This is a genomic window from Haemophilus sp. UMB1048, from assembly GCF_030218125.1.
In the GTDB taxonomy this organism is placed as follows: Bacteria; Pseudomonadota; Gammaproteobacteria; order Enterobacterales; family Pasteurellaceae; genus Haemophilus_D.
This window is the reverse complement of record NZ_JASOPB010000005.1, coordinates 44,475-69,824: the sequence shown is the minus strand read 5'-3', so window position 1 is coordinate 69,824 and position 25,350 is coordinate 44,475. Positions and strand designations below refer to the sequence as shown.

The 25,350-nt window shown below is 39.8% G+C and carries 24 protein-coding genes, 1 other RNA gene and 1 pseudogene; 5 read left to right on the top strand and 21 right to left on the bottom strand.

Annotated features, from left to right (window positions below; all coding sequences use genetic code 11):
- Window positions 1-39: 39 nt before the first annotated feature.
- The 3 genes from ilvN to fabB form a co-directional block, all read right to left on the bottom strand.
- The gene (gene ilvN, locus QP437_RS05780) at window positions 40-531 is read right to left on the bottom strand and encodes an acetolactate synthase small subunit (protein ID WP_005695880.1); all 492 of its coding nucleotides are present in this window, start codon (window positions 529-531) and stop codon (window positions 40-42) included.
- Window positions 531-2,255, bottom strand: a complete 1,725-nt coding sequence (locus tag QP437_RS05775; protein WP_049367501.1) for an acetolactate synthase 3 large subunit — start codon at window positions 2,253-2,255, stop codon at window positions 531-533. Before QP437_RS05775 ends, ilvN begins: the two co-directional genes overlap by 1 nt.
- A gap of 370 nt (window positions 2,256-2,625) precedes the next feature.
- Window positions 2,626-3,846, bottom strand: a complete 1,221-nt coding sequence (fabB, locus tag QP437_RS05770) for a beta-ketoacyl-ACP synthase I (protein WP_005695877.1) — start codon at window positions 3,844-3,846, stop codon at window positions 2,626-2,628.
- A 182-nt stretch (window positions 3,847-4,028) separates the two neighbouring features.
- Here fabB and mnmC point away from each other — a divergent pair, with 182 nt between their 5' ends.
- Window positions 4,029-6,038 (top strand): bifunctional tRNA (5-methylaminomethyl-2-thiouridine)(34)-methyltransferase MnmD/FAD-dependent 5-carboxymethylaminomethyl-2-thiouridine(34) oxidoreductase MnmC, encoded by a 2,010-nt coding sequence (gene mnmC, locus QP437_RS05765; RefSeq protein WP_285267248.1) that lies wholly within the window; start codon window positions 4,029-4,031, stop codon window positions 6,036-6,038.
- A 30-nt stretch (window positions 6,039-6,068) separates the two neighbouring features.
- On the opposite strand, the gene QP437_RS05760 is transcribed toward mnmC, so the two are convergent.
- Window positions 6,069-6,743, bottom strand: coding sequence for a tetratricopeptide repeat protein (locus QP437_RS05760; RefSeq protein WP_054419270.1), 675 nt, complete (start codon window positions 6,741-6,743; stop codon window positions 6,069-6,071).
- Between the two features lies 1 nt (window position 6,744).
- Window positions 6,745-7,461 (bottom strand): YwiC-like family protein, encoded by a 717-nt coding sequence (locus QP437_RS05755; protein ID WP_285267247.1) that lies wholly within the window; start codon window positions 7,459-7,461, stop codon window positions 6,745-6,747.
- Window positions 7,462-7,572: 111 nt separating this feature from the next.
- Here QP437_RS05755 and QP437_RS05750 point away from each other — a divergent pair, with 111 nt between their 5' ends.
- Together QP437_RS05750 and QP437_RS05745 are read left to right on the top strand one after the other, a co-directional pair.
- On the top strand, window positions 7,573-7,923 hold the full coding sequence (locus tag QP437_RS05750; protein WP_285267246.1) for a RidA family protein: 351 nt from the start codon (window positions 7,573-7,575) through the stop codon (window positions 7,921-7,923).
- 90 nt (window positions 7,924-8,013) lie between these two features.
- On the top strand, window positions 8,014-8,424 hold the full coding sequence (locus QP437_RS05745; protein ID WP_065244881.1) for a YhcB family protein: 411 nt from the start codon (window positions 8,014-8,016) through the stop codon (window positions 8,422-8,424).
- Window positions 8,425-8,483: 59 nt separating this feature from the next.
- Here QP437_RS05745 and lolE read toward each other — a convergent pair whose 3' ends face one another.
- From lolE to QP437_RS05695, 10 genes and pseudogenes are all read right to left on the bottom strand, one after another.
- A complete protein-coding gene (gene lolE / locus QP437_RS05740) occupies window positions 8,484-9,734 on the bottom strand; it encodes a lipoprotein-releasing ABC transporter permease subunit LolE (protein ID WP_285267245.1) in 1,251 nt (416 codons plus the stop codon).
- On the bottom strand, window positions 9,734-10,417 hold the full coding sequence (lolD, locus tag QP437_RS05735; protein WP_014065207.1) for a lipoprotein-releasing ABC transporter ATP-binding protein LolD: 684 nt from the start codon (window positions 10,415-10,417) through the stop codon (window positions 9,734-9,736). Before lolD ends, lolE begins: the two co-directional genes overlap by 1 nt.
- A gap of 3 nt (window positions 10,418-10,420) precedes the next feature.
- A complete protein-coding gene (locus tag QP437_RS05730) occupies window positions 10,421-11,602 on the bottom strand; it encodes a lipoprotein-releasing ABC transporter permease subunit (protein WP_285267244.1) in 1,182 nt (393 codons plus the stop codon).
- Entirely contained in the window at window positions 11,602-12,549 is a 948-nt protein-coding gene (locus QP437_RS05725; RefSeq protein ID WP_285267243.1) for a 2-hydroxyacid dehydrogenase, read from the bottom strand. The genes QP437_RS05730 and QP437_RS05725 overlap by 1 nt, the downstream gene beginning before the upstream one ends.
- A 67-nt stretch (window positions 12,550-12,616) precedes the next feature.
- A complete protein-coding gene (gene kdsA / locus QP437_RS05720) occupies window positions 12,617-13,471 on the bottom strand; it encodes a 3-deoxy-8-phosphooctulonate synthase (protein WP_049367492.1) in 855 nt (284 codons plus the stop codon).
- Between the two features lie 12 nt (window positions 13,472-13,483).
- Window positions 13,484-14,287 carry a SirB1 family protein gene (locus QP437_RS05715; RefSeq protein WP_285267242.1) on the bottom strand — a complete coding sequence of 268 codons (804 nt, stop codon included), beginning with the start codon at window positions 14,285-14,287 and terminating at the stop codon, window positions 13,484-13,486.
- Window positions 14,287-15,165 carry a peptide chain release factor N(5)-glutamine methyltransferase gene (prmC, locus tag QP437_RS05710; protein WP_285267241.1) on the bottom strand — a complete coding sequence of 293 codons (879 nt, stop codon included), beginning with the start codon at window positions 15,163-15,165 and terminating at the stop codon, window positions 14,287-14,289. Before prmC ends, QP437_RS05715 begins: the two co-directional genes overlap by 1 nt.
- Entirely contained in the window at window positions 15,165-16,247 is a 1,083-nt protein-coding gene (gene prfA / locus QP437_RS05705; RefSeq protein ID WP_285267240.1) for a peptide chain release factor 1, read from the bottom strand. The genes prmC and prfA overlap by 1 nt, the downstream gene beginning before the upstream one ends.
- Window positions 16,248-16,344: 97 nt before the next feature.
- Entirely contained in the window at window positions 16,345-16,881 is a 537-nt protein-coding gene (locus tag QP437_RS05700; protein WP_005698563.1) for an elongation factor P hydroxylase, read from the bottom strand.
- A 181-nt stretch (window positions 16,882-17,062) separates the two neighbouring features.
- Window positions 17,063-17,926 (bottom strand): annotated as a pseudogene (locus tag QP437_RS05695) (AraC family transcriptional regulator N-terminal domain-containing protein).
- A 130-nt stretch (window positions 17,927-18,056) separates the two neighbouring features.
- Here QP437_RS05695 and QP437_RS05690 point away from each other — a divergent pair.
- Window positions 18,057-18,275, top strand: coding sequence for a hypothetical protein (locus QP437_RS05690; protein WP_070582287.1), 219 nt, complete (start codon window positions 18,057-18,059; stop codon window positions 18,273-18,275).
- A 108-nt stretch (window positions 18,276-18,383) separates the two neighbouring features.
- Here the strand turns inward: QP437_RS05690 and QP437_RS05685 are convergent, their stop codons facing one another.
- The 4 genes from QP437_RS05685 to QP437_RS05670 all read right to left on the bottom strand — a co-directional run bounded on the left by QP437_RS05685 (window position 18,384) and on the right by QP437_RS05670 (window position 22,857).
- On the bottom strand, window positions 18,384-18,998 hold the full coding sequence (locus QP437_RS05685; RefSeq protein WP_049371213.1) for a CadD family cadmium resistance transporter: 615 nt from the start codon (window positions 18,996-18,998) through the stop codon (window positions 18,384-18,386).
- A gap of 309 nt (window positions 18,999-19,307) precedes the next feature.
- On the bottom strand, window positions 19,308-19,811 hold the full coding sequence (locus QP437_RS05680) for an ATP-binding cassette domain-containing protein (protein ID WP_336620759.1): 504 nt from the start codon (window positions 19,809-19,811) through the stop codon (window positions 19,308-19,310).
- A gap of 247 nt (window positions 19,812-20,058) precedes the next feature.
- Window positions 20,059-21,348: a DUF2931 family protein gene (locus tag QP437_RS05675; RefSeq protein WP_265469642.1), complete on the bottom strand. Its 1,290-nt coding sequence runs from the start codon at window positions 21,346-21,348 to the stop codon at window positions 20,059-20,061.
- Window positions 21,349-21,984: 636 nt separating this feature from the next.
- Window positions 21,985-22,857 (bottom strand): MBL fold metallo-hydrolase, encoded by an 873-nt coding sequence (locus QP437_RS05670; protein ID WP_285267239.1) that lies wholly within the window; start codon window positions 22,855-22,857, stop codon window positions 21,985-21,987.
- Window positions 22,858-22,997: 140 nt separating this feature from the next.
- Here QP437_RS05670 and QP437_RS05665 point away from each other — a divergent pair, with 140 nt between their 5' ends.
- On the top strand, window positions 22,998-23,951 hold the full coding sequence (locus QP437_RS05665; RefSeq protein ID WP_065244870.1) for a GlxA family transcriptional regulator: 954 nt from the start codon (window positions 22,998-23,000) through the stop codon (window positions 23,949-23,951).
- A 184-nt stretch (window positions 23,952-24,135) separates the two neighbouring features.
- Here QP437_RS05665 and QP437_RS05660 read toward each other — a convergent pair whose 3' ends face one another.
- Window positions 24,136-24,714 carry an NAD(P)H-dependent oxidoreductase gene (locus QP437_RS05660; RefSeq protein WP_285267238.1) on the bottom strand — a complete coding sequence of 193 codons (579 nt, stop codon included), beginning with the start codon at window positions 24,712-24,714 and terminating at the stop codon, window positions 24,136-24,138.
- 200 nt (window positions 24,715-24,914) lie between these two features.
- Window positions 24,915-25,280, bottom strand: a transfer-messenger RNA (tmRNA) gene (gene ssrA, locus QP437_RS05655).
- Window positions 25,281-25,350: the final 70 nt, after the last annotated feature.

Here is a 25,350-nt window from a genome sequence, read left to right as displayed (position 1 = left end):
GCAAAAGTGCGGTCATTTTTAACCACACTTTCCATATCATTAGAGAATATTTTTCTCACCACGGGAAAGGCTAATTAAGCCTGAACGAACAATCTCAAGTAATGTACTTTCTTCCTTCACAGCCTCAACAAAAGCATCTAATTTATCTTTTGTACCAGTTAATTGAATCGTGTAGGATTTTGTTGTTACATCTACAATCTGACCGCGGAAAATGTCGGCTAAACGTTTTAACTCATCACGCGATGAACCCGTTGCACGAACTTTCACTAACAACACTTCACGCTCAACATGCTCATGTTCACTCAAGTTAATAACTTTAAACACATCCACTAATTTGTGAAGTTGTTTTTCGATTTGTTCGAGTACTTGCTCATCTCCCACCGCTTCAATCGTCATACGAGAAAGCGTTGGATCATCGGTTGGTGCCACAGTTAAGCTTTCAATGTTAAATGCACGTTGGGAAAATAAGCCGACCACACGAGATAATGCACCGGATTCATTTTCTAATAAAACAGATAAAATTCTACGCATTATTCTTTCTCCTCTTGTGGTTTGCTTAAAATCATCTCATTCATCGCCCCGCCGCGAACTTGCATTGGGTAAACGTGTTCGGTTTCATCAACGTTAATATCAACAAAGACCAATTTATTTTTAATACTGAAGGCTTCTTTTAATTTGCTTTCTAATTCATCTGGTGTAGAAATTTGAATTCCCACATGACCATAAGATTCGGCTAACTTCACGAAATCCGGTAAAGAATTCATATAAGTTTGAGAATGGCGGCCAGAGTAAATCAAATCCTGCCATTGTTTTACCATGCCTAAGAAGTGGTTGTTCAAACAAATTACCACAACAGGAATACCATATTGCGTTGCTGTTGAAAGCTCTTGGATATTCATTTGAATACTGCCATCACCCGTTACACAAACCACTGTTGCTTCAGGATGCGCAAGTTTCACCCCTAATGCAGCCGGTAAACCGAAGCCCATCGTACCTGCACCGCCTGAGTTGATCCAACGACGCGGTAAATCAAACGGATAATGTAATGCGGCAAACATTTGGTGTTGACCTACATCCGATGCCACATAAGCTTGGCCTTTTGTAATACGATATACGGCTTCCATCACTTGCTGCGGTTTAATTACGCCTGAAGTGCGGTCGAAATCCAAGCATTTTTTCGCTTTCCATTCATCAATTTGTTTCCACCAATCTTCTAATTGGTTTTGAGGACGCGAACCAATTTCTTCACCTAATAAGCTTAAGAACTCATCCAATACATTTTTCGCGTTACCTACAATTGGAATCGCAACAGGGACGTTTTTAGAAATAGAGGTTGGGTCAATATCAATCTGAATCACTTTTGCATTCGGGCAATATTTATCTAAGTTGTTAGTGGTACGGTCATCAAAACGAACTCCAACACCAAGGATTAAATCACTTTCATGCATGGCTGTATTGGCTTCGTAAGTTCCGTGCATCCCAAGCATACCTAAGAATTGTTTATCGGTACTTGGATACACACCTAAACCCATTAACGATGAAGTTACCGGTAAATTTAAACGTTGTGCAAATTGCGTTAATTCCTCATGACAGCCTGCTGCAATAGCACCACCACCGACGAATAAAACCGGTTTTTTAGCCACTAATAATGCTTTTAACGCTTTCTTAATTTGACCTTTGTGACCATTTACCGTTGGATTATAAGAACGAAGCTCAACAGATTTTGGATATTCGTAAGGATATTTTAAAGTTGGGTTTACGGTATCTTTTGGAATATCAACAACAACGGGACCAGGACGGCCTGTTGAAGCAATGTAAAAAGCTTTTTTCAAGATACCTGGAATGTCTTCTGCTTTTTTAACGATAAAGCTGTGTTTAACCACCGGACGAGAAATCCCCACCATATCACATTCTTGGAACGCATCACGACCGATTAAGCTACTCATTACCTGACCTGAAATGATCACCATTGGTACCGAATCTGTATAAGCGGTCAAAATCCCCGTAATCGCATTGGTTGCACCAGGTCCTGATGTGACTAACACACACCCCACTTTACCGGTCGCACGTGCGTAACCATCAGCCATATGCACCGCTGCTTGCTCATGACGGACTAAAATATGTTCAATCCCACCAAGAGTATGAATTGCATCATAAATATCCAATACGGCACCGCCCGGATAACCAAATAAATACTCAACGCCTTCGTCACGCAAAGACTGAACCACCATTTCCGCACCGGATAATTTCTTCATATTTTACTCCTAAAACTGACCGCACTTTTATTTGTTACGATTCGTGTCAAAACAATAGAAACATCATACCGAAAGAAAATGGCTTGTCCAGCATGATAAAAGTCTAAAAAGACGAATTAAAAAGCATTAAAAACTAACAAAATACAAATATTAAGATTTAAATAAAGATAATTAATATAAAAAGCAGAAAATTGTAGTTTTATATGGAGTTTTATAAAAATAAAAATTTTTTATTCTTTTGTTCAAAATTTTGAACTGGATCACATTTTAAGCGTCAATTTCTATGACGATTAAGGAGAAAGGGAGAGATTATAAGAAAAAACCGCACTTGGAAGAGCCAAAGTGCGGTTAGATTTTAAGAGGTTTTTAATTAGCCGTTATAGCGTTTGAACACTAAAGTCGCGTTTGTACCACCGAAACCAAAGCTGTTTGACATGACAGTTTGTAAGCCTGCATTTTCTTTTGTTTCAGTCACGATATTGCAGCCTTCTGCCGCTTCGTCTAATGTTTCGATATTAATGCTTGGTGCAATGAAGTCATTGTGTAACATTAATAAGGTATAGATTGCTTCGTGCGCACCTGCTGCCCCTAGAGAGTGACCAGTCATTGATTTGGTTGAGGAAATCGCTGGAATTTTGTCACCAAATACATTTTTGATCGCACCTAATTCTTTCACGTCACCAACTGGTGTTGATGTACCGTGTACGTTGATGTAATCAATTGGGGTATCTACCGTTGCCATTGCTTGTTTCATACAACGCTCTGCACCTTCACCACTTGGCGCTACCATGTCATAACCATCAGAGGTTGCACCGTAGCCCACGATTTCTGCGTAGATTTTTGCGCCACGTGCTAATGCGTGTTCTAATTCTTCAACCACTACAACTGCACCACCACCAGCGATAACGAAACCATCACGGTCTGCATCGTAAGCACGAGACGCTTTTTCTGGGGTATCATTGTATTTAGTTGAAACCGCACCCATTGCATCGAATTCAGTTGCACATTCCCAAGATAATTCTTCCGCACCACCCGCGAAAACCACATCTTGTTTACCTAATTGGATTAATTCAACTGCGTGACCGATACAGTGTGCAGACGTTGCACAAGCAGAGCTGATTGAGTAGTTCACACCGCGGATTTTGTAAGGGGTTGCTAAACAAGCTGACACACTTGATGCCATCGTTTTAGTTACCGCATAAGGACCAATTGCTTTCACACCGCGTGGACCACGCACTGCATCACAAGCCACTAATTGGTTGTGAGCTGAACCAGTACCTGCACCGATTACCAGACCTGTACGGTCATTTGAAACTTGATCTTCTGTTAAACCTGAATCTTCAATCGCTTCACGCATAGAAAGGTATGCATAAGCTGCCGCATCACCCATAAAACGATACACTTTACGATCGATATGCTCGCTTGGATCAAGTTTGATTGTACCGGCAACATGGCTACGCATTTTCATTTCAATAAACTCAGGCACGACTTCAATACCAGATTTACCTGCTTTTAATGAAGCCAAAACTTCTTCTTTGTTGTTACCGATACTTGAAATAATACCAAAACCAGTAATTACAGCTCTTTTCATTCTTTATTCCTTATGAGTTAGGGGAAATTTAATTCAACTTACAGTTGTTAGCTGAACGCAATTTACTATGAAATGAAAATATTGCAAGCAATAATTCATTTGTTCGACCAGTTAAGTTTTAACCGACTCAAAATTTCCGTGCTATTATAAAAGAATTTGATAAGGCAAAAAAGGGCTAACACATGTTCACCATTCAGCACGCAAAAATTCATTTTAACGAAGAGAATACCCCTGTTTCGGATAAATTCGATGACGTATATTTTTCTAATCAAGATGGTTTAGCAGAAACCCATTATGTGTTTTTAGAAGGCAATCAGTTGTGGGAACGTTGGATTCATTACCAAAAAGCCCACTTTGTGATTGCTGAAACGGGATTTGGCACAGGATTAAATTTCTTTGCGGTGACTACGCTATTCCGTGAATTTCGTCAAAAACACCCTGATTCGCCTTTAAAACGCCTTTATTTTATCTCTTTTGAAAAATACCCTTTGCTACTTGATGCATTACAACAAGCCCATTTAGCTTATCCGCAATTTTCTCATCTTGCTCAGCATTTACAACAGAATTGGCTTAATCCCATTCAAGGTTGCTATCGTTTTCATTTTGATGAAACCACGTTAGATCTTTGGTTTGGCGATGTCGCTGAAAATCTGCCACAACTGGGCGATTATATGAATGGTAAAATTGATGCCTGGTTTTTAGATGGTTTTGCACCGAGTAAAAACCCCGACATGTGGAATGAGCAGCTTTATCAGCAAATGTTTCGTTTTACCAAGCCACAAGGCACCTTTGCGACCTTTACTGCGGCAAGTGCGGTTAGAAAAGGCTTAGAAAATGCGGGCTTTAATATTAAGAAACGCAAAGGCTTTGGTAAAAAACGGGAATGTCTTTCTGGTCAAAAAACGCAGGAAAAACTGACCGCACTTTCTACATCCTGGTTTCATAGTCAGCCAGCCAATCTCAAAGAACAAGATATTGCCATTATTGGTGGTGGGGTTGCCTCGCTTTGTACAGCCATTTCATTGGTTAAACGTGGGGCTAAAATCACAATTTATTGCGAAGATGAGCAAACTGCCCTCAATGCATCTGGCAATAAACAGGGTGCCTTTTATCCGCAACTGAGCGATGATAACGAGCGTAATATTCGTTTTTATATTCATGCTTTCGCCTATGGCCATCAATTTCTACAATGGGCAATTCAACAACAAATTGAATTTGAACATGAGTTCTGTGGTGTCGCACTTTGTGCTTACAATGAGAAAGCTGAAAGTAAATTAAATAAAATCGCTAAGCTGAATTTGCCTTCTGATTTATATCAGTCATTAAGCCAATCTGAATTAAGTGAAAAAGTGGGCTTACCGTTACCTTTTGGTGGCGCTTTTATCCCTCAAGGCGCTTGGCTTGCACCTCGTCAGTTAGTTCAACACACTTTTGCCTTTTTAGAAAAACAAGGTGTCCAGATTAAAACATCACAAAAAGCAACCGCACTTTCTCAAACAGAAAATGGTTGGCAAATCACCACTGCTGAAAATGAAACTTTCTGCCATGAAGTGGTTATTTTAGCAAACGGACATAAACTCACTGAGTTTGAGCAAACACAAAAACTCCCACTCTATCCTGTTCGAGGACAAGTGAGCCAAATTCCGACATCGGAAAAGTTACTTAAACTCAAAACCGTGTTGTGCTATGACGGCTACCTGACGCCAGTCGATCAAGCGAAAACCAGTCATTGTATTGGTGCCAGTCATGTTCGTGATAATGCGACTCGTGAATTTAGCCTAACCGAACAACAAGAAAACCAACAAAAAATTCAGCAAAATATTCCTGAAAATTGGACAAAAGAAGTGGATACATCGGGTAATCTTGCTCGAATCGGTGTACGTTGTTCGGTACGTGATCTTACGCCAATGATGGGCGCTGTTCCTCATTTTTCTGCTCAGCAAACACAATATCAGAATTTGTTTAATTTACGCCGCCGTAAACAGCCAATAGAACAAGCTGAAAACTACCCTAATCTCTACTTAATCGGCGCATTAGGCTCTAGAGGATTAACTTCTGCGCCATTTTTGGGTGAAACACTGGCTTCCTTAATTTATGGTGAACCCTTACCGATGAGTGAAGATCTGATTCATAACTTAATGCCAAACCGCAGTTGGGTCAGACGCAGGTTGAAAGGGGCGGAAGTGAAATAAAAAAGTGCGGTTAAAATCAACCGCACTTTTTTAATACAAGCTTAAACGTTGTAATCGCTGTCTGGCGATTTCTTTGATTTCATCCTTTTTCGCCGTATTCATAATTTCCAAATAAAGCAATTTGGCCAAACCAATATTAACTTGTGTCCCAATCCCTTCTTCATACAAACGAGCCAAACGGAATCGCCCCTCATTGCTGCCCGCATTCGCCGCTTTTTGGAACCATTCAAAGGCTTTGGTAAATTCTTTCTGATTGGTATAAATTTCCCCTAATGTAAGCATGGCATCAGGATCTTTTGTCGCACTGGTTTCAAATAATTTAATCGCTTGAGCGGTATCTTGTTTTACATAGTTGTTGCCGTTGAAATACATAACCGCCAAATTATTGATAGCTTTAATACTACCTCGCTCAGCAGCTTCGCTAAACCACCAATAAGCCAACTCTTTATTTTCATCCACTCCACGGCCCAAATTATAAAGCATCCCTAAATTGCTTTGTGCTTGTAAATTACCTTCCAAAGCTAGAGGATACATAATTTCAAAAACGGCTTTCCAATCTTGTTTCTCAGCCAGTTTTTGCGCCAGATCCATTTTTTGCTGCTCTGTCATTTGCGCTTTATCGACCAAATCAATGGTTTTCATCGCAAATGCTGAACTGCTTAAGGTGAGCGTGGTGAGGAGTAAAAGTTTGGCTAATGTCTTCATCTTATAATGTCGCTATCAATAAAATAATCAAAAAAATGGCGGATGTTCCGAATTCTATTAGACCGACTTGCTTAACCGAAAGTTTCTTGGTGGGTAAATAAATGGCACGAATTAACGCCGGCACAAAAGCAAGTGATAAGACATATTGTTGGGTAAATAAACAACCGAGCACGCAAAACACATGGAAAATAATAGAGGCTTTGAGATAAAGCGGATTTTTACGTTCACGCATCATTGATTTGACGTAAAGCGTCGTGCCAATAAAAAATAAGCTTGGATACAGTGCTACCCACCAGATTTTTTCATCAAAAGAGCGGTCAGAAAAATAATAGGATCCCATACCTGCAAGAGCAAAAATCGCAATACCCGCTAAATCATTGAGAAGATTGCGTTCATCTTTTTTCTTGGTGTAATAGATACTCACCAACACAAAAGGAAACATGGCTGCAATAAAGAAAAGAATTTGCCAGTTATAAAAAATGGCAGGAAGCGCAAATAAAAAAGCTGAGACACCATAGATGATTGTCCACTTTTTATATTCCGCCATATTTTTGCCTTTAAAGAGACTCAGCATTGGGTAACTCAGCAAATACATCGTGAACCAAGCTAAAAGCAAAAAGAAATGCGCCCAAACAGGTGAAGCTAATAACATACCGTAAACAAAAGGCAATAATGCCATCACTATGGCGCCATATTGATTTGAAATCAGGAGTTTCATAGTTTCCTTTAGTTGATAAAAATTCTCAATTATTTTATCTCACAATTTCTTGATTTACAAAGTCTAAAACCACCTTTAGAATGGAATTATCTTCATCAAAAAGGAGCCATTATGTCGATTCAACGCATTCAACCAAGCAAACGCTTTTCTGAAGTGGTCATTCATAACAATACTGCCTATTTTGCAGGCCAAGTACCGGAAAAAACCGTTAAGCAAAATGCTTACGAGCAAACCAAAGAAGTCCTTTCACTGATCGATAAATTATTGGCAGAAATTGGTTCTGAAAAAAGTAAAATTCTTACCTCGCAAATCTTCCTTGCTGATATGGCGGATTATGCTCAACTCAACCAAGCATGGGATGAATGGGTTGATAGTCAAAATCCACCAAGCCGAGCAACCGTGGAAGCAAAACTTGCAGATCCTGATTGGAAAGTTGAGATCGTGATTATTGCATCCGTGTAAGTACAGCTTTTTCAAAATGTGATCAACCGCAAAGAAACTTTTTTGTTTTTCCTTTACACTAAACACTGAATTCAAAAGAAGGAGTAATGTATGCAATCATGGATACCAGAAATATGGCAAGCCGCTGTAATTGGGCTTGTGGTTGGCGTAATCTTAGGCTATTTATTATTACGTTTAACGAAAGGCTCAGTTAAAAAACAAGTTCAGACAGAAGCTGAGCTAAAAGAAGTGAAAACACAGTTAAGCGATCAACAAGCACAACTTGAAAAACATTTTGCTGAAAGTGCCGAATTATTTAAAACTTTAATTGGTGATTATCAAAAACTCTATCGTCACTATGCAGTTTCATCTGAAACCTTGCTTGGTAATAAACCCGCTAACAAAGGTTTATTCACTCAACAATTGGTGACCGCCTCATCAGAAAGTAAATCTGAAGAGCCGCCTCGTGATTATTCCGAAGGTTCATCTGGTTTATTAAAAACAGATAAAGAAAACCAATAATAATTAACGGTTGAATAATAAAAAAATCAGGGATTAAATACTTAATCCCTGATTTTTTATTAGTGATTACTCAATACTTGAGCCGGTTGTAACTTCGCGGCTCGACTGGCTGGATAAAGACTCGCGAGTAAACTCAATACCAATGCTGCCACTAAAACCAGCACAACATCGAACCAATGCAATTCGCTTGGTAAGAAATCAACGAAATAGATGCCATCTGATAACAGTTTTTTACCGAGTAATGTCTCAATGCCTTGAATAATCGGCGTAAGATTCAGTGCAAGTACAACACCTAACACAATACCAATCAAACATCCTTTCATCCCTGCAAGTAAACCATACCAAATAAAGATTTGTTTAATAAATCCATTATTCGCCCCTAGGGTTCGCATAATCGCAATATCACCTTGCTTATCTTTTACCGCCATAATTAAGGTTGAAACGATATTAAAACACGCCACCCCAATTACAAGCACCATAGCGATATACATCACTGTGCGGATAAGCTGAATATCACGATACATATAGCCAAATTTTGCCACCCAGTTTTGAATATAAAGCAGCAGCGGATAATCATTCAGCATCGAATAATCCATTTCTTGTACTTTAAATGGATCATCAATTTTCAATTCAACACCGGTAATTTGATCTTCGCGATACCCCATTAATTCTTGTGCTTGAGGTAATGCCAGCAAGGCATAACTGTGGTCTAATTGACCATCTAAACGTAAAATAGCGGTCACTTGAACACGCTCACGATTAGGCTGAGCCATTTGATCTTCACCATTAGGTTGAGAAATCAATAATGACACCCAATCGCCTGCTTTAACATCTAACTCTTTGGCAATACCAGAGCCCAGCACCAATCCACCTTCTTCTGCAAATTTCTGCCAGCCATCACCTTCCACAAACTTACCAAGAGAACTCACTTGATCTTCAGCTTGTTTATCAACTCCTTTCACTTGCACAACTTTAAGTTTATTGCCATTTTCAACTAAGGCAGTAAAACTCACAAAAGGTGAAAGTGCGGTAATTTTTTTGTTCGTTTTTAAACGATCTGCTAACTTCTGCCAATGATTTAATGTGGCTTCATTACCCTGTGGATTTACTGTAATTTCCACATGTGGCACGACAGCCAAAATGCGCGAGTTTAATTCACGCTCGAAACCATTCATGGCACTTAATCCGACAATCAATACCGCTACGCCAAGGGCGATACCGATAGCAGAGAATTTTGAAATTAACGCTACCAACGGATTCTTTTGCTTACCCCGTTGATAACGCCAACTAATGAAAAAAGGCGTATTCATTATGCACCTTCCTTCAAAATGCCGTCTTGCATGGTTAAGCAACGAGACAATTTTTGCGCTAATGACATATCATGTGTAACCAATAAAAACGCAATGTTTTGTTCCGCATTCAAGGTTTGAATTAGCTCAAAAATACTTTCTGTGGTTTTATGATCCAAGTTACCAGTTGGTTCATCAGCCAAGACAAGAGCGGGGTTATTCACCAATGCACGAGCAATCGCTACACGTTGACGTTCACCGCCCGAAAGTGCAGATGGACGATGAGTAATGCGATGACTTAAGCCTACTGCGCCTAATATTTTTTCAGCACGATCTTTTGCTTCTGTTTTATTCTGGCGACCAATTAACATCGGCATCATCACATTTTCCAATGCGGTAAAATCCGCCATTAAATGGTGAAATTGATACACGAAACCTAGATTTTGGTTACGTAATTTAGCCAATTCACTTTCAGACGCTTTTTGCAAAGATTGCCCTTTAATAAAGACTTCCCCACTACTTGGCTGATCTAAACCACCCAAAGTGTGCAATAAAGTACTTTTTCCTGAACCTGAACTCCCCACAATCGCCACTAATTCTTGTGGTTTCATAGCAAAGCTTACGCCTTTTAATACTTGTGTTTGGTTCTCGCCTTCTTGGTAAAATTTATTAATATTTTGGCATTCTAATAAGTAGTTATTCATATTTTACTCATAACGTAATGCTTCCGCCGGCTCAGTTTTCGCCGCACGATAAGCTGGATAAATGGTTGATAATAAAGATAACAATAAAGAAAAGGCAATCACAATAATGACTTGCACAGGCTCAATGGATGTTGGCAAGAAAACACCGTTCGGATTGACCGCACTTAAAATTGCCCCAAGGTTTAAAGTGATTAATACGCCCAGTACGGCACCAATCAATGTGCCCACTAGCCCCACCAATAAACCTTGATAAATAAAGATCGAACGCACTTGTGATTTAGTCACACCTTGCGTTTGCAAAATGGCGATTTCCCCTTGTTTATCCACCACCATTAAACTTAATGAGGTCACTATATTGGAAATCGCCACAACAATAATTAAGCTAATCAACAAGCCCATCATATTTTTTTCCATACGAACCGCTTGGAAAAACTCCCCTTTTTGGACACGCCAATCGCTGATATGACTCTCTTTGAAATAGGTTGGTAATTCTGTGATTTGGAAAGGATCATCTAGGAATAAACGATAGCCTTGCGCCTCACCTGGTTGAATACGCATTAGGCGGCCAATATCCGCTAAATTAGCAAAAACCTCGTAACCTGACGCTTCGCCATAATCATAGTAAAGCTCGCTCACCGTAAATAAACGCTGCATTGGCACGCGACCAAACGGGGTGTATTGGCTGTTTTCCGTAATCATTAAACGAACCTTATCACCCACTGCTAAGCCTAATTTTTGCGCTAACTTATCGCCCATAACTAACTTAAACTCACCTTGCGGTAAAAGTTGGTTAAACTGACTAGGATCGATATCTTCTAATAAAGGATCATCTGAAAAAGACTGAATACCAATCACTTGTCCCGCGCTTACGCCTTTTGCTGTTTGAAACACGACATTCGTCGTATTAATCGGCACTGCTTTTTGCACAAAGTGCGGTGTATTTTCAAGCGTTTTTTCTGCCGAAATAGGCGCTTCTTGGCTAACAATCGCGTGTGGAATGCTCGAAAGCACCTGTTGTTTTTGATAGTCTTCCAGTCCATTCATGACAGAAAGCACAATAATCAATGCCATCACACCCAGTACGATGCCAAAGCTTGCCAAATTAGCAACAAGTCGCCCAAAACGATCAGCGCTTTTTGCACGCCAATATCGTAGAGCGACGTATAAAGAAATAGGTAAATTCATTATTTTTGATTTAATTGTTGAACGAAATCTTCAATATTTTGCGCCACTTTTTTCGTTAGCGTGGTTACCGCGCTATCACTCGCCCAAGCAATATGAGGTGTGATAATTAAATTCGGCATCGTTTTCGCTAATTCAATCAGAGGATTGTTTTTCTCTGGTGGTTCTTTCACTAACACATCTAATGCAGCACCACCTAATTGCCCTGATTTTAATGCGTCACAAACTGCTTGCTCGTCAATCAATGGACCACGACCAGTATTGATTAAATATGCACCTTTCTTACAAAGTGACAAGGTTTCTTGATTGATTAAATTTTTAGTTGTTTCAGTCAATGCACAATGCAATGTCAGAATATCGGCCTGTTTTAGCACCTCTTCAAAAGGCGTGTAACCTTCACGGCACGTTGTGGCATTTCGATGTTCAGCATAAAGCACTTTCATGCCTAAAAGCTCGGCTAAACGCCCCACTTCTGTACCTAAACAGCCTTTTCCAAACACACCTAACGTTGAACCTTTCACATCCGTAATGGGATAATCAAAGTAGCAGAACTGTTTACTCTCAGTCCATTTTCCAGTGATTTGATCTCGCTGCCAGCCAGCCAAGCTATGTTTTAACGCAAAAATCATCCCCAACACATGCTCAGGTACGGTCGTGGCAGAATAACCCGTCACATTTTTAACCGTCACACCCAATTCTTTTGCCGCGTCTAAATCCACGTTATTGGTGCCTGTTGCAGTGATAGCAATGAGTTTTAATTTAGGTAATTGTTGCAAGACCTCTCGGCTTAAAATCACTTTACTGGTGATAATAATATCTGCGTCTTTTGCTCGATCAATAGTTTGTTCCGCAGAAGTATATTCATACTCTACCCAGTTATGCGGAAAGCTTGGACGAGGAATAGGAATATGTTTTGGAATTGCGGTGCTGTCTAAAAATACGATATTCATTATTTTCTCCTTTTAATAGAACAAAAGTGCGGTCAAAAACAACGCTGTTTTCAATCGCACTTCTCTATTAAATAGACGTATCTAATTCAGGGAAAGACTTCACTAAATCATCAATGGCTTTCATCTGTGAGACAAAACCTTCTAATGCTGAAAGTGGCAATGCAGAAGGGCCATCACATTTTGCCTGATTTGGATTTGGGTGAGCTTCTAAGAATAAGCCTGCAATGCCAATTGCTAAACCAGAACGGGCTAATTCAGTCACTTGTTCACGACGGCCGCCTGAAGCAGCTCCAAACGGATCACGACATTGTAATGAATGAGTCACGTCAAAAATGACAGGGCTACCTTTAGACACTTTTTTCATTACACCAAAGCCTAACATATCCACCACTAAATTATCGTAGCCAAAGTTTGAACCACGATCACAAAGGATAATTTTATCGTTACCACATTCTTCAAACTTATCGACGATATTGCCCATTTGACCTGGGCTTAAGAATTGTGGTTTTTTCACGTTAATTACCGCACCGGTTTTTGCCATGGCTTCGACTAAATCAGTTTGACGAGCTAAGAATGCCGGTAACTGAATCACATCTACCACATCTGCAACAGGCTGACATTGATAGATTTCGTGCACATCGGTAATCACTTTCACGCCGAAGGTTTCTTTTAACTCTTGGAAAATTTTTAAACCTTCTTCCATGCCTGGACCACGGTAAGAATGAATTGAAGAACGGTTAGCTTTATCGAAAGATGCCTTAAAAACATAAGGAACGCCCAACTTTTCAGTTACTTTCACGTAAGCTTCACAAACTTGCATTGCCATATCGCGACTTTCAAGCACGTTCATTCCGCCGAAAAGTACAAAAGGTTTGTCATTTGCGACATCAATATTGCCAATTTTTACAATTTTATTTTGCATAATATTTCCTTTTTAATGGATGGCATTGGCATCTTTCAATGCTTCGCCTTTCAGTTCTAAAAGTTGAGTTTTTAACAGCGAAGAAGTGGGATCATTTGGACATTGATCCACAAAATATTCTAAATCCTCAATGGCTGAAGGATAAGCACCCATTTGCGCCAACACTAAGCCACGATCGCGAATATCATAAGGATCTTTTCTTCCCGCTAACAAGAATTGGATATAATTAAAAGCCAAATCGTTTTGTTCTTCACGAATTAAGGCATTTTTAGCAAGCTGACGGAAACGTGCTGTCAGCATCGGAATATCTGCTCGGGCTAAATCCTCAGGTTGAATCTGAGCCCCAAAACCAAAGGCGCCTTCATAGAGTTTTTTCAATTCATCCACTGAAATGTATTTTCCGCTCCAAGGATCAATAAATGCTACTTCACCCTCTACTTCTGCACGTAAAATGAGTTGGGTCGGAAAATTTACGGGATAAATCGGCAATTTTAAACTTGCAGCCAAATAAAGGATTAAGGCACCAAGACTCACCGGCATGCCTTCATGTTCTTCTAAAATATACGGAAGGTATAAATTGCGAGCATAGAAATAATTGTCCGCATCGCAATGAAATCCCCAATCACCATAAAATAGCTGTAATAATTGATGAATTTTAGCTTTATCATCCCATTCTTCTGGAATAGCTTGGCGAGCTTTACGCACTAAGTTTCCCACAAGCCCTCTTAAACGAGGCTCATCAAGTTGCTCTTTCTCACAAATGCTCAGATAAAAATGAGTCAGTTCAGCATACAAGGCTTTTTGATCGTATTTCATTACCACTTCCAATATCCCAACGTTACACGCTCATTGTCGCCATAATCCCGTATGGTTGCAACCCCTTGCCAATGATTTTGCCAGAAAATTGACCGCACTTCTTCTCCCTGTTTCCAGCCATGCTCTAACAATAAATAGCCGTTATCTTTTAAATGTACTGGTACGCACTCAATAAGATGACGTAAATCAGCTAAACCATTTTCACCCGCCACCAACGCCGAACGAGGCTCGAAACGCACATCACCTTGAGAAAGATGCTCATCGGTTTCATCAATATAAGGCGGATTACTGACGATAATATCAAACTGCCCTTCAACATGTTCAAACCAAAGACTCTGCAAAAATTGTACCTTGAGCTGATTTTTTTCGGCATTGGATTGCGCTAATTTGACGACATCTGGCATTAAATCAACACCAATAACATCCAATTGAATAGCCTTTTTTTGACAAATAGGAAAAAGCTCAGAAGCCAACGCCAACGCAATGGCACCCGTGCCGGTTCCAAGATCGAGAATACGAAAGTGCGGTGGATTTTCTTCCAGTTTTTCTAACGCAATTTGCAATGCTTTTTCTACGAGAATTTCGGTATCGGGGCGAGGAATTAATGTTCCTTCAGATACATTTAAAGGCAAGGACCAGAATTCTTTTTCACCGAGGATATAAGCGATAGGTTCGCCTTTTAAACGACGATCTAAAAGTGCGGTCAATTTTAACCGCACTTTTTCATCAATTTCCGTTTCATCGAAAGCTAAAATTTGCGTTCTTGATTTGCCCGTTGCGTGTTGCAGTAGCACTAACGCATCAACTTTGCCATTCTCTGTCAGATTTACCTGATTTAAGGCTTGCGCAGCATCGGCAAGCCATTGTTGATAGGTCATTAATTACTCTCAGATAACGCCGCTAATTGATCTGCCTGATATTCAGTAATAATCGGTTGAATAAGCTCGTCAATTTTGCCGTTCATCACTTCATCTAAGCGATAGAGCGTTAAGTTGATACGGTGATCTGTTACACGACCTTGTGGGTAGTTATAAGTACGGATTTTGTCAGAACGGTCGCCTGAACCTAATAAATTACGGCGAGTATCCGCTTGCTCTGCAGCTTGGCGTTCTTGCTCCGCTTGAACAATACGTGAAGCCAATACAGACATCGCTTTTGCTTTGTTTTTATGTTGTGAACGCTCATCCTGACATTCCACCACAATACCCGTTGGAATGTGGGTAATACGTACCGCAGAGTCTGTTGTATTAACGTGCTGACCACCCGCACCAGACGAACGGTAGGTATCAATACGTAAATCTGCTGGATTGATTTCCGGCATTTCAGATTCAGGTAATTCAGGCATAACCGCAACAGTACAAGCTGAAGTATGAATACGACCTTGGCTTTCCGTTTTTGGTACGCGCTGTACACGATGGCCGCCTGATTCAAATTTTAACTGACCATACACGCCATCACCGCTTACTTTCACGATCACTTCTTTATAACCGCCCTGCTCGCTTTCATTTGCGCTGAGCATTTCAACACGCCAGCGTTTACTTTCTGCATAACGGCTGTACATACGGAATAAATCGCCGGCAAAGATACCCGCTTCATCACCACCTGTACCGGCACGAATTTCTAAATAGCAGTTATATTCATCATTTGGATCTTTCGGTAATAAAAGAATTTGAAGTTGTTGCTCCACTTCTTCAATTTCGGCTTTGGATTCTTCAATTTCCATTTCTGCCATTTCTTTCATTTCAGGATCATCTAACATCAATTCTGCTTCAGCAATGTTAGCGTTAAGCTGATTCCAACGATTAAAACATTTCACTACATCTTCAAGTTGTGAATATTCTTTAGAATACGCACGGAATTTATCCTGATCCGAAATCACCGACGCATCGCCTAGCAATGCCTCTAATTCTTCATAACGTTCTTTTAAACTTTCAAGTTTTGCAATAATAGAATCTTTCATATTTTTATAAAGTTAAAGCCAAAAATAAAATCGGCCTATTTTAGCCGATTTTAAGGAAAATTGACAGACGCAAAATCTGCCTAAAAATGACCGCACTTTAGATGCGAGTCACATCAAATTTCGCTAAATCAATTCGATCTTCAGTGCCATAAAATTGAGCCAATGCATGACGCAAGGTTTCTGCGCGTTTTGGTAAGCCTTTTTCTGCATAGGTTTTTACTTGTTCATATACCGCTTGCTTAAATGGTTGCGTATCGCCTGGATTGCCATTCAAATTATCCGCACTGGCAAAATAACGAAATCCCGCTGCAGTGGCTAAAATCCATTCCAATGCTTGAGGCTTCACTTCAACCTTTTCAAAATCACGCTGACGATCTTCTGAACGGCCATCCGGCTCATACCAATAGCCAAAATCTTCTAATTTACGGCGTTCTTTCCCCGCCACTAACCAATGGGCAATTTCATGTAATGCACTGCTGTAAAAGCCTCTCGCAAAGTAAATGGCGTTATAAGGCACCTCATCATTTGCAGGGATGTAAATCGGCTCATCCCCACCTTTAACCAATCGCGTATTATATTCTTCTTCAAAACATTGATTAAAAATCGCAATGATATCCTCAAGTTTGTGTTCCATGCTTTCTCCAAATATTTTTATAAATAACACCTCTTAAAAGGTCTGAGAATTATCTCATTTTTAATGTTTTTCACAAAATCTTGGTTAAATAAAAAACGTCTGAAATTAACGTTTCAGATTTTTTTTATCATAAAGTGCGGTCAAATTTTTAGGTGTTTTTAAACCTATCTTTAAGCCCCATCTATTTAATATCCCCCTTGGGCGCATGCCTGAAATACCGTTTGTATTCACGGCTGAATTGGCTAGGTGACTCGTAGCCAACTTGGTAAGCAGTTTTGGTAATGCCTCGCCCTTCTTGTGCGATCAGTCGTCTGGCTTCCATCAAACGTAATGATTTTTGATATTGTAGCGGTGAAAGGCTGGTTATCTTCTTGAAATGACTATGAAATCCAGATAATGACATGCCACTTAGATTTGCCAAGGTTTCCACAGTGATGGTTTCACTAAAATGTTGTTGCAGATAATGGGTGGCTTGGGCGATTTTTTTGGTGTGCGATCCATTGCTTACCATGGCTTTAAATTTGCCACCTTGTTCGCCTGTAAGGAGTCGATAATATATTTCTTGTTGGATAAGCGGTGCAAGAAACCCAATATCTTTTGGATTTTCGTGCAAGAGTAATAAGCGTTCAACAGCATTTTTGAGAGATTCATCCAAATGCCATTGTGCAAAACCCTCGTCGCCCTGTTGGACATCATCTGCAAGGTTTGGATTTGCTAATAAAATCTTGCTAACGCTTTCAATATCAATTTTCATCGACATCACTAAAAACGGCTTTTGCGGCTCTGCATATTTAATCTCGCCACGCATCGGTATGTTTACTGGGCAAAACATAAAATGTTGATCATCAAATCGGTAGCATTGTTAGCCTAGCTGCACTTCACGTTCTCCGCTTAACACGATGCAAATGCTCGGCTCTTGAATAATACCTTCGTAACAAAATGGTTGATCTGAATGGCGAAGAAATAAGCCTTTAATCGATGATGAATAGAGTTCGTTATGTGGAATAACCTTTAATAATCGTTCTATCATTTCAGTTGAGAACATAATTTTGTAGGAATAGGCAAGTAATTTGGATAAATCATATAACACTTAATATTGCCGTTCAATATAATGAACTCACTTTTAACGGCGGTACGCCAAACCATATTAACCAACATTAAATGAGGAAAACATTATGAAAATTTTCTACAAAACATCAGCAACAGCAACCGGCGGACGTGATGGTCGTACCCAAGTGGACGATGGTTCAATCGGCTTTGATTTGGTTTCATTTCAAAATGACGGCACCGGAGCTGATGAAAAACACCAACGCGCCGAGTATGGCAAGCACCGCCGCACCGACGAAAAACGGCCGCATGGGATGGGTGAAAAACTTATTCATGGTTTGGCTTAATTCTGCATGAAGATGCTTTCGGATATGGATTTATTGGGCGGACAGGGTTGTATCTTGTATTGAAGAAGCAAGCCGAAGGTTTGTCAGATACTCAAATGCCCGTATCATTCATATTATTGATATTATTGTTTGAATTGTATTATTTTCAATAATAATAAATAACCCTAAACCAATATAAATAACAGCCATTATCCAACGACTAAACTTCTCTACAATTTCACCAATACCTGAAATATTAGCCAATCTTTGTGCTGTATATACTAAAACAAAAATCAATATTAAAAATACAAGAAGAGTAACTAATAAGTCGACAAGATCTAAAGTCACAAAGTAAGGAACAAAAAGTCCAATATTATCTGCACCACAACTAGCAACTGTAACCAAAGCAACAATACCGACTAATTTTGACAACCCTTTTTCATCCAATTCTTTTTTAGCTCTTTTTTCGCCCTCACAATCGTCGTAAATAGCAACTTTAATACCTAAGTAAATCGGTATTAAACCTAATAAACCCAACACCCATTTTTCCGGAACATAATTCAAAACAAAAGCTAGAAATAAACTAACTAATATTAAAATTACAGAACCTAAATATTGTCCGATATAAATATCTCGATATTCTTTTCTAGTATTTGCTCTAGCAAAAAATATTAATAGTATTACCAACAAATCTACTGCTGTAGCAATATATAAAACAGCAGCAGTAATCACAGTCGAAAACATAAAGCACCTCATAATGAATCCCCTGCCCCCTTGGCACCACGGCTTTTTCAAAAACCGAATCGCGTTCGGATAACAGATTCGTATCTTTCGCTAAAGAGGCAAGCCTGCGGCTTGCTTACCCTCTCCCTAGCCCTCTCCCACGGGGAGAGGGAATTGGGCTGTCGAGCCTGAACATTTTCAGGTTTACCTGACATCTGATTCCCAATTCTACGGCTCTCTGATTTTGAGAAACCTGATCCCCTTTCCCCGTGGGAGAGGGCTAGGGAGAGGGCAACGAACCGCAAGGTTTGTCAGAAATTTAAATTCCTATCACTCATAATAATGAATCCCCTGAAACTCTCTTGCCACCACGGCTTCTTCAAAAGCCGAATCGCGTTCGGACAGCGGCGTAGGCAGGGTAATCACGTTTTGCACGTTCATGCCCTTAGTGGAAAGCAGCATGATTTCATGGCTCAGGCGTGCGGCTTCGAAGCGGTCGTGCGTTACCAGCATACACGCCATGCCCTGCCACTCGATTTTTTCCACCAGCATGGCGACCAAAATATCGCGCAAATCGCGGTCCAAACCGACGAACGGCTCGTCCAGCAAGGCAAGGTCGCAGCCGCACAGCAGCAGGCGCAAAAATGCTACCCGTTTCGCCATGCCGCCGGACAATTCGGTCGGATATTTGTTCAAATCGCCCGCAGTCAGCCCGACTTTCGCCGCCAGCGCGATGATTTCGCCTTCATCGGGTTTGTCCATAAAAATAGCGATATTCTGCATCGCGGTCAAGTTTTCCGGCAGGCGGTTTTCCTGAAACAGAAAACCCGATATGATTTCAGACGACCTTTTTATCGTTTCGTTTATATTTTACTTTTGAAGCTCTTCCAATTCTTTTTCACTAAAGCGGACTTGACCTTTATCTTCACACTTGAGTGGCCGCCAAACAGTATCTTCCCGAAAAATGGGATTGCCGTTATCATCCCTCTTGGCACTGACCTGTTCGGCAGGCAGAAGTTCTCCTCGACTGATTGGTTTTCATGACCGATAAAGTTATCAAAGCCGTATTTTCCTAATAATATTAGTAATAAGCAGTATTGTTGATTTCATAACGTTGATGGAGCTTAGCATCTGGCAATACAAATTTTTGTCCATCTTTTTGAAGATATGCTTCGGTTAATTCAAAATGATCATCAAATTTCAATTTCAACGTGGCAAACTGATTTATTGAAGGCGTACTGATATTGTGCGCTTGGTTCCTTCCGGGGAACGCCTGTTGAAATATCTTGTATAACCCGTTTAGTCGAGCATCATCGTATATGATTTTATAATCATTCTGTTCTTGTTCTTCAGTCTTAAATGGATGCAATCTAATACCCCACCGATTACCTGTTTCCTTATCTATTAACCATAGCCTGATGTAAGTCGGAATTGCCTTCATTGTATTCTTCTCTTCTTCGATTCTCTCCTTACCTATGGCTGTCCAGCGCTCTGTATTGGCGAATTCCATATAATATTCGCCATTCCATTCTCCTCCATCCACTTCAACTTCCAAATTCCATGGATATTTTGTTTGCATTTGTTTATACCATTCTGCACTGACCTTTTTGGATCCAGCTATATAAGTGTGATAGAAATCGGGGTGTTCTTTACGTACTCTATCTAAATATTCAGCCCTTCTTTTAGGGTCATGATAAAACTCAACATCGTAATACCACATTTCATTAAAGTGGTGTTTAGCAGCCTCTTCCAAAGAAGGTACAATCTCTCTTGCTTGCCAGGACATTAATTCCTTATGGATAAAAGTGCTGGTCAAATTCAACGTAACCCAACCACCAGGAGCAACAGCTAATTCAAAATTATTGGGAGATTCATATCGCGGAGTTTCAGTATCCTCTACTGCATTATTAAATACCCTGTAACTTTTTGCCATCATAGGACGTATCTTGTCTGTAGGAAGAGCTTCGTCCAGCTGATAAAATTTATTTTCAAACTGGGATAAATAGGTAAAAGTTAACCTTTCGGGAAGTAAATCAAACTCTGCCGTTCTTCCTAAGTATCCTCCTCGACCCCAGATAGAGCCTGTACCAAAGAAGTTTCGCAAGACCGTTCCGTTCTGCAAATAAAAATCAGAACTGTACTTATTAGATACGTCTACCGCATATGCTCCCAACGTCAAATATGAAGAATTTTCCGGTGTGGCGTTAACCAATATAGCCTCCGCCATCTTAACACCCCAAACCATGCCTTTTCCCTGTTCGGGATTGCCGTTGCCTTCAATCATTCTATTTAATCCTATGTTTGCCAATACAATGCTGAGGTAACCTGCTGCTACTATTCCCAAAAGGATATTTGTTTTCTTGTGTTTCATTCAGACGGCCTTTTGACTATCTTATTGATTCCAATAAAGATACGAATTAATGATATCAATCCAGTATCCGTAAATTACCCAGACATTGAGCAGAATGAAAACAACTGCACAATATTTCCAATGACGGTTTTGATACATTCTGATAATGCAGTAGGCATTGACAATCAAAAAGAATGCGTATTTGCCAATTTCCTCCCAAAGCACCTGAAGACTTAATATCATATATTCCATATTACCAACCATTTAAATTTTTCTAGGTTCCTAATCGTTAAATTCAAAACAATTCTCTCCGTTTTTACATAGATATCTAAATTATTTACATTTTTAATGATAAGCCCATATATCTACCTTTGATAATAATTACAGAATATACAATGCTACCAGGCAATAAGGTGTGCGTAAATAAAAAGGTTCAATGAATATACTTTACCTTTAACTGATAAAGTAGTTGTATAAGTAATCAAATAAATCATGGCAATTGGTTTGATATGATATCTGTGATGATGCCGATGATAAAGTGGAAAGGATCAATGGGAAGAAGGCCATCTGAAATTTCAGACGGCTTTTTTATAACAAAGTGCGGTCAAACTTTTAGGTGTTTTTTGTGAATTATCCTAAAAACTTGACCGCTTGTTTTTAAAACTTCACTGTTTCACCATCTTCTGGAATTGCTACATTTTCAAGCTTGTTTGCTTGGACAAATTGGCGTAAATCCTTACGGTAAACAGACATATGGTTTACTGCATCCATGTGCACTGTGATAAGTTTTGTATTCGGTAGCATTTGACGAGCATGAGCAACATCTTGTAACCCCATAATAATGCCGTCATTCGGAAAAGCTAAAGTACGTGCATCACCGGTGTTCATAATCATTACATCAGGTTTATAACGATTAATGGCTTTGTTTACTTCGGCAGTCCAAATTGTGTCACCAACCAAGTAAACAGTTGGATGGTCTTTCGCTTGGAATGTTACGCCCATCGCCTCATCTAAAATCTCAGCTAATTGTGGTACAGCGTACATTTCCGTTGTGCCGTGAGAACCGCCGGTTTTATTTAAAATAATACCTTCAAACTCCACCGATTTTTCTAGCGATAAACTGGTTATGTTAGTAAAACCTTGCGCTTTGAGTAAGTCGCCATCCCGTTCATGCTGCACAAAAATTTTGATGGATTTAGGTAAAATTTTTTGTGCAACTTCATCCCAATGATCTTCATGTGTATGAGTCAAAATAATGGCATCAACATCTTTGAAAGTATCTTCTGCTTTCATCGGCAATTCCACAAGTGGATTACGCAAATGGCTATTTAATGTCCCTTCAAAGCCTGCATAACGTCCTTTTTCAGCAAGCATCGGGTCAATTAAAAAAGTTTTCCCTGCATAGTTCAGGCGACCAGTAGCATTGCGGATATGTTGGTAGCTATCAGTGTTTTTAGAAGCAAGATCTACAGCGAAAGTATTTGCGCTAATAGCCAATGCTGTAGTGCTAATTAAGGTTTTTAAGTTCATTGTTTTTCCTTTTCTATACGTTATTGAATGAATAAACATATTATAGTGAGAACAAAATTGCGCAAAAATGGATAATAAATCAATAAACGTAATAATCGGGTCATTTCTGTGTTATGCTCATATCAAAGTAGGAGAATAAAATGAATACACCCACAGTTGCTTTGATTGTGTATGAACAAATGATGCCCATTCATTTTGCGATGGCATATTCCGTTTTTTCTATGTCGGATTTAAACGGCAAGCCGTTATTTGACTGTAAAATCGTTAGCGATTCGGACAACCTGACAAACTCGCTATTTCACATACATTTAGATGGAGGTTTAGAATGGTTGGATAATGCCGATATTGTTGTGATGACTGGATGGCATGATACTCAAGTAATGCCGAGTGAGGCTTTATTAACAGCATTACGGCAAGCATATCAACGTGGTGCGACAGTGGTGGGTTTATGTTATGGTGCCTATGTGTTAGCGTGCAGTGGTCTACTTAACGGCAAAAAAGCAACCACACATTGGCTAGGAGATAGTGATTTTACTTGTCGCTTTCCACAGGTGAAATGGGATTTAAATCCTATTTATTTAGAACAAGATCGACTGATTACCTCCGCAGGAACAGCCGCTTCCATGGATTGTTGTCTTTCTATTGTTCGTAAATTATATGGTGTGAAAATTGCCAATCATATTGCCCGAATACTGGTTATCCCTCCTCATCGTGAAGGCGGACAAGCACAATTTATCGAACGCCCTATTTCTCGTTCCACACCTAATCATAATATCAATGCGTTGCTTGCTTATTTAAATGAAAATCTGACCGCACTTCATTCGACTGATAGCCTTGCAGAACGTTTGTCAATGAGCCGTAGCACTTTCACCCGACATTTTCGTAAAGCAACCGGAATGTCATTAAATCAATGGTTAATTGAAGCAAGGCTACAACGAGCAAGAGAGCTTTTGGAAAGCACAGATTTATCTATTACAGATATTGCAGAACAAAGTGGATTTCATAGCGATACCGCCTTGCGTCAGCACTTCTTGAAAAAACATAAAATTTCACCGAATCGCTGGCGTAAGCAGTTTCAAATTGAGGATGTTTAGATCTTTTTATTTTAAAGTGCGGTCAGATTTTTAGATGTTTTTGCAAATTCAATTTAAAATTAAAACCGCTTGTTTGATCTAAACTCAGTCTATTCCTCTTCCCCTCCCTATCAAAAAGTTTGATAAGCGTTTGAAATAAAAAAGGTGAGATAAAATACTCACCTTCTAAACTCACATTTTGTAATTAGCCGAACACTTTTTCCAAGTGTGCTTGGTAGTCTGCTAAGTATTGTTCTACTTGTGGATTTTTAATCACATCGTTACATAAGAATGTTGGCAGACGGGTCAAGCCGATGAACTCGTTGAGTTTGTGGAAAGGCATGTACACAGCATCTACGCCTTTGCCTTCGAAGAAATCGCCTTCACGGGTGAACGCTTCAATCGGCGCATTCCACGTAAGCGAAAGCATGTGTTTTTTGCCTTGCAACAAGCCACCTGTGCCGTAGCCTTCGGTTGGATTTACACGATGGCGGCCATCACTGTGGTAAAGCTTGCCGTGTCCAGCGGTTAATACTTCGTCTATGTATTTTTTCACTGTCCAAGGTTCGTGCATCCACCAACCTGGCATCTGCCAAATCACGGCATCCATCCACAAGAATTTTTCGATTTCTGCTTCAACATCATAGCAGGCATCAATCACAGTTTCTTGTACATTGTGTCCAAGTGCGGTCAAAACTTCTTTCGCTTTTTTGTGAAGTGTGTGATTTAACTCACCATGTGAATGTCCGAAATCTTTACCACCGTCTAGTAATAAAATATTCATTTTTTCTCCTTTAGCTGATAATTTACCGATTACTAAGCACTTTACTAATGCAACAATTTAACCAATCAATAAGCGCCAACTATTAAACGTACTACTCAAATTCGAGAGTTTGATAGAAGTTAAAAGCGCAATAAAAAAGCCTTGAAGTCATTATTTTCAAGGCTTTAAAGTCTTTCATAGGACTTGATAGGTTTATTTTGTGGTGGAGCTGGCGGGAGTTGAACCCGCGTCCGAAATTACTCTACCTTCAGTACTACACGTTTAGTCTCGTCTTTAATTTCACTTAAGCATGCGGACAGACACGCTAAACTTAAGCTAGTTTGATTCAATTTAGTGCTTCGATCCTCAAACGGTGGCTTCCACACGATCTCGTTTTGGTTTGACTCCGCTTTATCCCCGTCTTACGAGCGGAAGCTAGGGAGCGAAGGCTATGAGCAGGTTATTAAGCTGCTAAAGCGTATTGTTCGTCGTTTGCGACTATTTTTTTGCGGTTTATTTACGAGGCCTACCGCACCTCGACGTGCACCTTGGGCTTCGCTAATCCCGTCGAATCCAGAATCAGCCCCAAAATCGTTCGGCAGTTTATCAAAAAATCTAAGAAAGGAAAAGAAGCTATTTATTAACCAGAGAAGTTAG

Coding starts and splice junctions, on each gene's coding strand:
- ilvN (WP_005695880.1), bottom strand. CDS start 531: ATGCGTAGAATTTTATCTGTTTTATTAGAAAATGAATCCGGTGCATTA.
- QP437_RS05775 (WP_049367501.1), bottom strand. CDS start 2,255: ATGAAGAAATTATCCGGTGCGGAAATGGTGGTTCAGTCTTTGCGTGAC.
- fabB (WP_005695877.1), bottom strand. CDS start 3,846: ATGAAAAGAGCTGTAATTACTGGTTTTGGTATTATTTCAAGTATCGGT.
- mnmC (WP_285267248.1), top strand. CDS start 4,029: ATGTTCACCATTCAGCACGCAAAAATTCATTTTAACGAAGAGAATACC.
- QP437_RS05760 (WP_054419270.1), bottom strand. CDS start 6,743: ATGAAGACATTAGCCAAACTTTTACTCCTCACCACGCTCACCTTAAGC.
- QP437_RS05755 (WP_285267247.1), bottom strand. CDS start 7,461: ATGAAACTCCTGATTTCAAATCAATATGGCGCCATAGTGATGGCATTA.
- QP437_RS05750 (WP_285267246.1), top strand. CDS start 7,573: ATGTCGATTCAACGCATTCAACCAAGCAAACGCTTTTCTGAAGTGGTC.
- QP437_RS05745 (WP_065244881.1), top strand. CDS start 8,014: ATGCAATCATGGATACCAGAAATATGGCAAGCCGCTGTAATTGGGCTT.
- lolE (WP_285267245.1), bottom strand. CDS start 9,734: ATGAATACGCCTTTTTTCATTAGTTGGCGTTATCAACGGGGTAAGCAA.
- lolD (WP_014065207.1), bottom strand. CDS start 10,417: ATGAATAACTACTTATTAGAATGCCAAAATATTAATAAATTTTACCAA.
- QP437_RS05730 (WP_285267244.1), bottom strand. CDS start 11,602: ATGAATTTACCTATTTCTTTATACGTCGCTCTACGATATTGGCGTGCA.
- QP437_RS05725 (WP_285267243.1), bottom strand. CDS start 12,549: ATGAATATCGTATTTTTAGACAGCACCGCAATTCCAAAACATATTCCT.
- kdsA (WP_049367492.1), bottom strand. CDS start 13,471: ATGCAAAATAAAATTGTAAAAATTGGCAATATTGATGTCGCAAATGAC.
- QP437_RS05715 (WP_285267242.1), bottom strand. CDS start 14,287: ATGAAATACGATCAAAAAGCCTTGTATGCTGAACTGACTCATTTTTAT.
- prmC (WP_285267241.1), bottom strand. CDS start 15,165: ATGACCTATCAACAATGGCTTGCCGATGCTGCGCAAGCCTTAAATCAG.
- prfA (WP_285267240.1), bottom strand. CDS start 16,247: ATGAAAGATTCTATTATTGCAAAACTTGAAAGTTTAAAAGAACGTTAT.
- QP437_RS05700 (WP_005698563.1), bottom strand. CDS start 16,881: ATGGAACACAAACTTGAGGATATCATTGCGATTTTTAATCAATGTTTT.
- QP437_RS05690 (WP_070582287.1), top strand. CDS start 18,057: ATGAAAATTTTCTACAAAACATCAGCAACAGCAACCGGCGGACGTGAT.
- QP437_RS05685 (WP_049371213.1), bottom strand. CDS start 18,998: ATGTTTTCGACTGTGATTACTGCTGCTGTTTTATATATTGCTACAGCA.
- QP437_RS05675 (WP_265469642.1), bottom strand. CDS start 21,348: ATGAAACACAAGAAAACAAATATCCTTTTGGGAATAGTAGCAGCAGGT.
- QP437_RS05670 (WP_285267239.1), bottom strand. CDS start 22,857: ATGAACTTAAAAACCTTAATTAGCACTACAGCATTGGCTATTAGCGCA.
- QP437_RS05665 (WP_065244870.1), top strand. CDS start 22,998: ATGAATACACCCACAGTTGCTTTGATTGTGTATGAACAAATGATGCCC.
- QP437_RS05660 (WP_285267238.1), bottom strand. CDS start 24,714: ATGAATATTTTATTACTAGACGGTGGTAAAGATTTCGGACATTCACAT.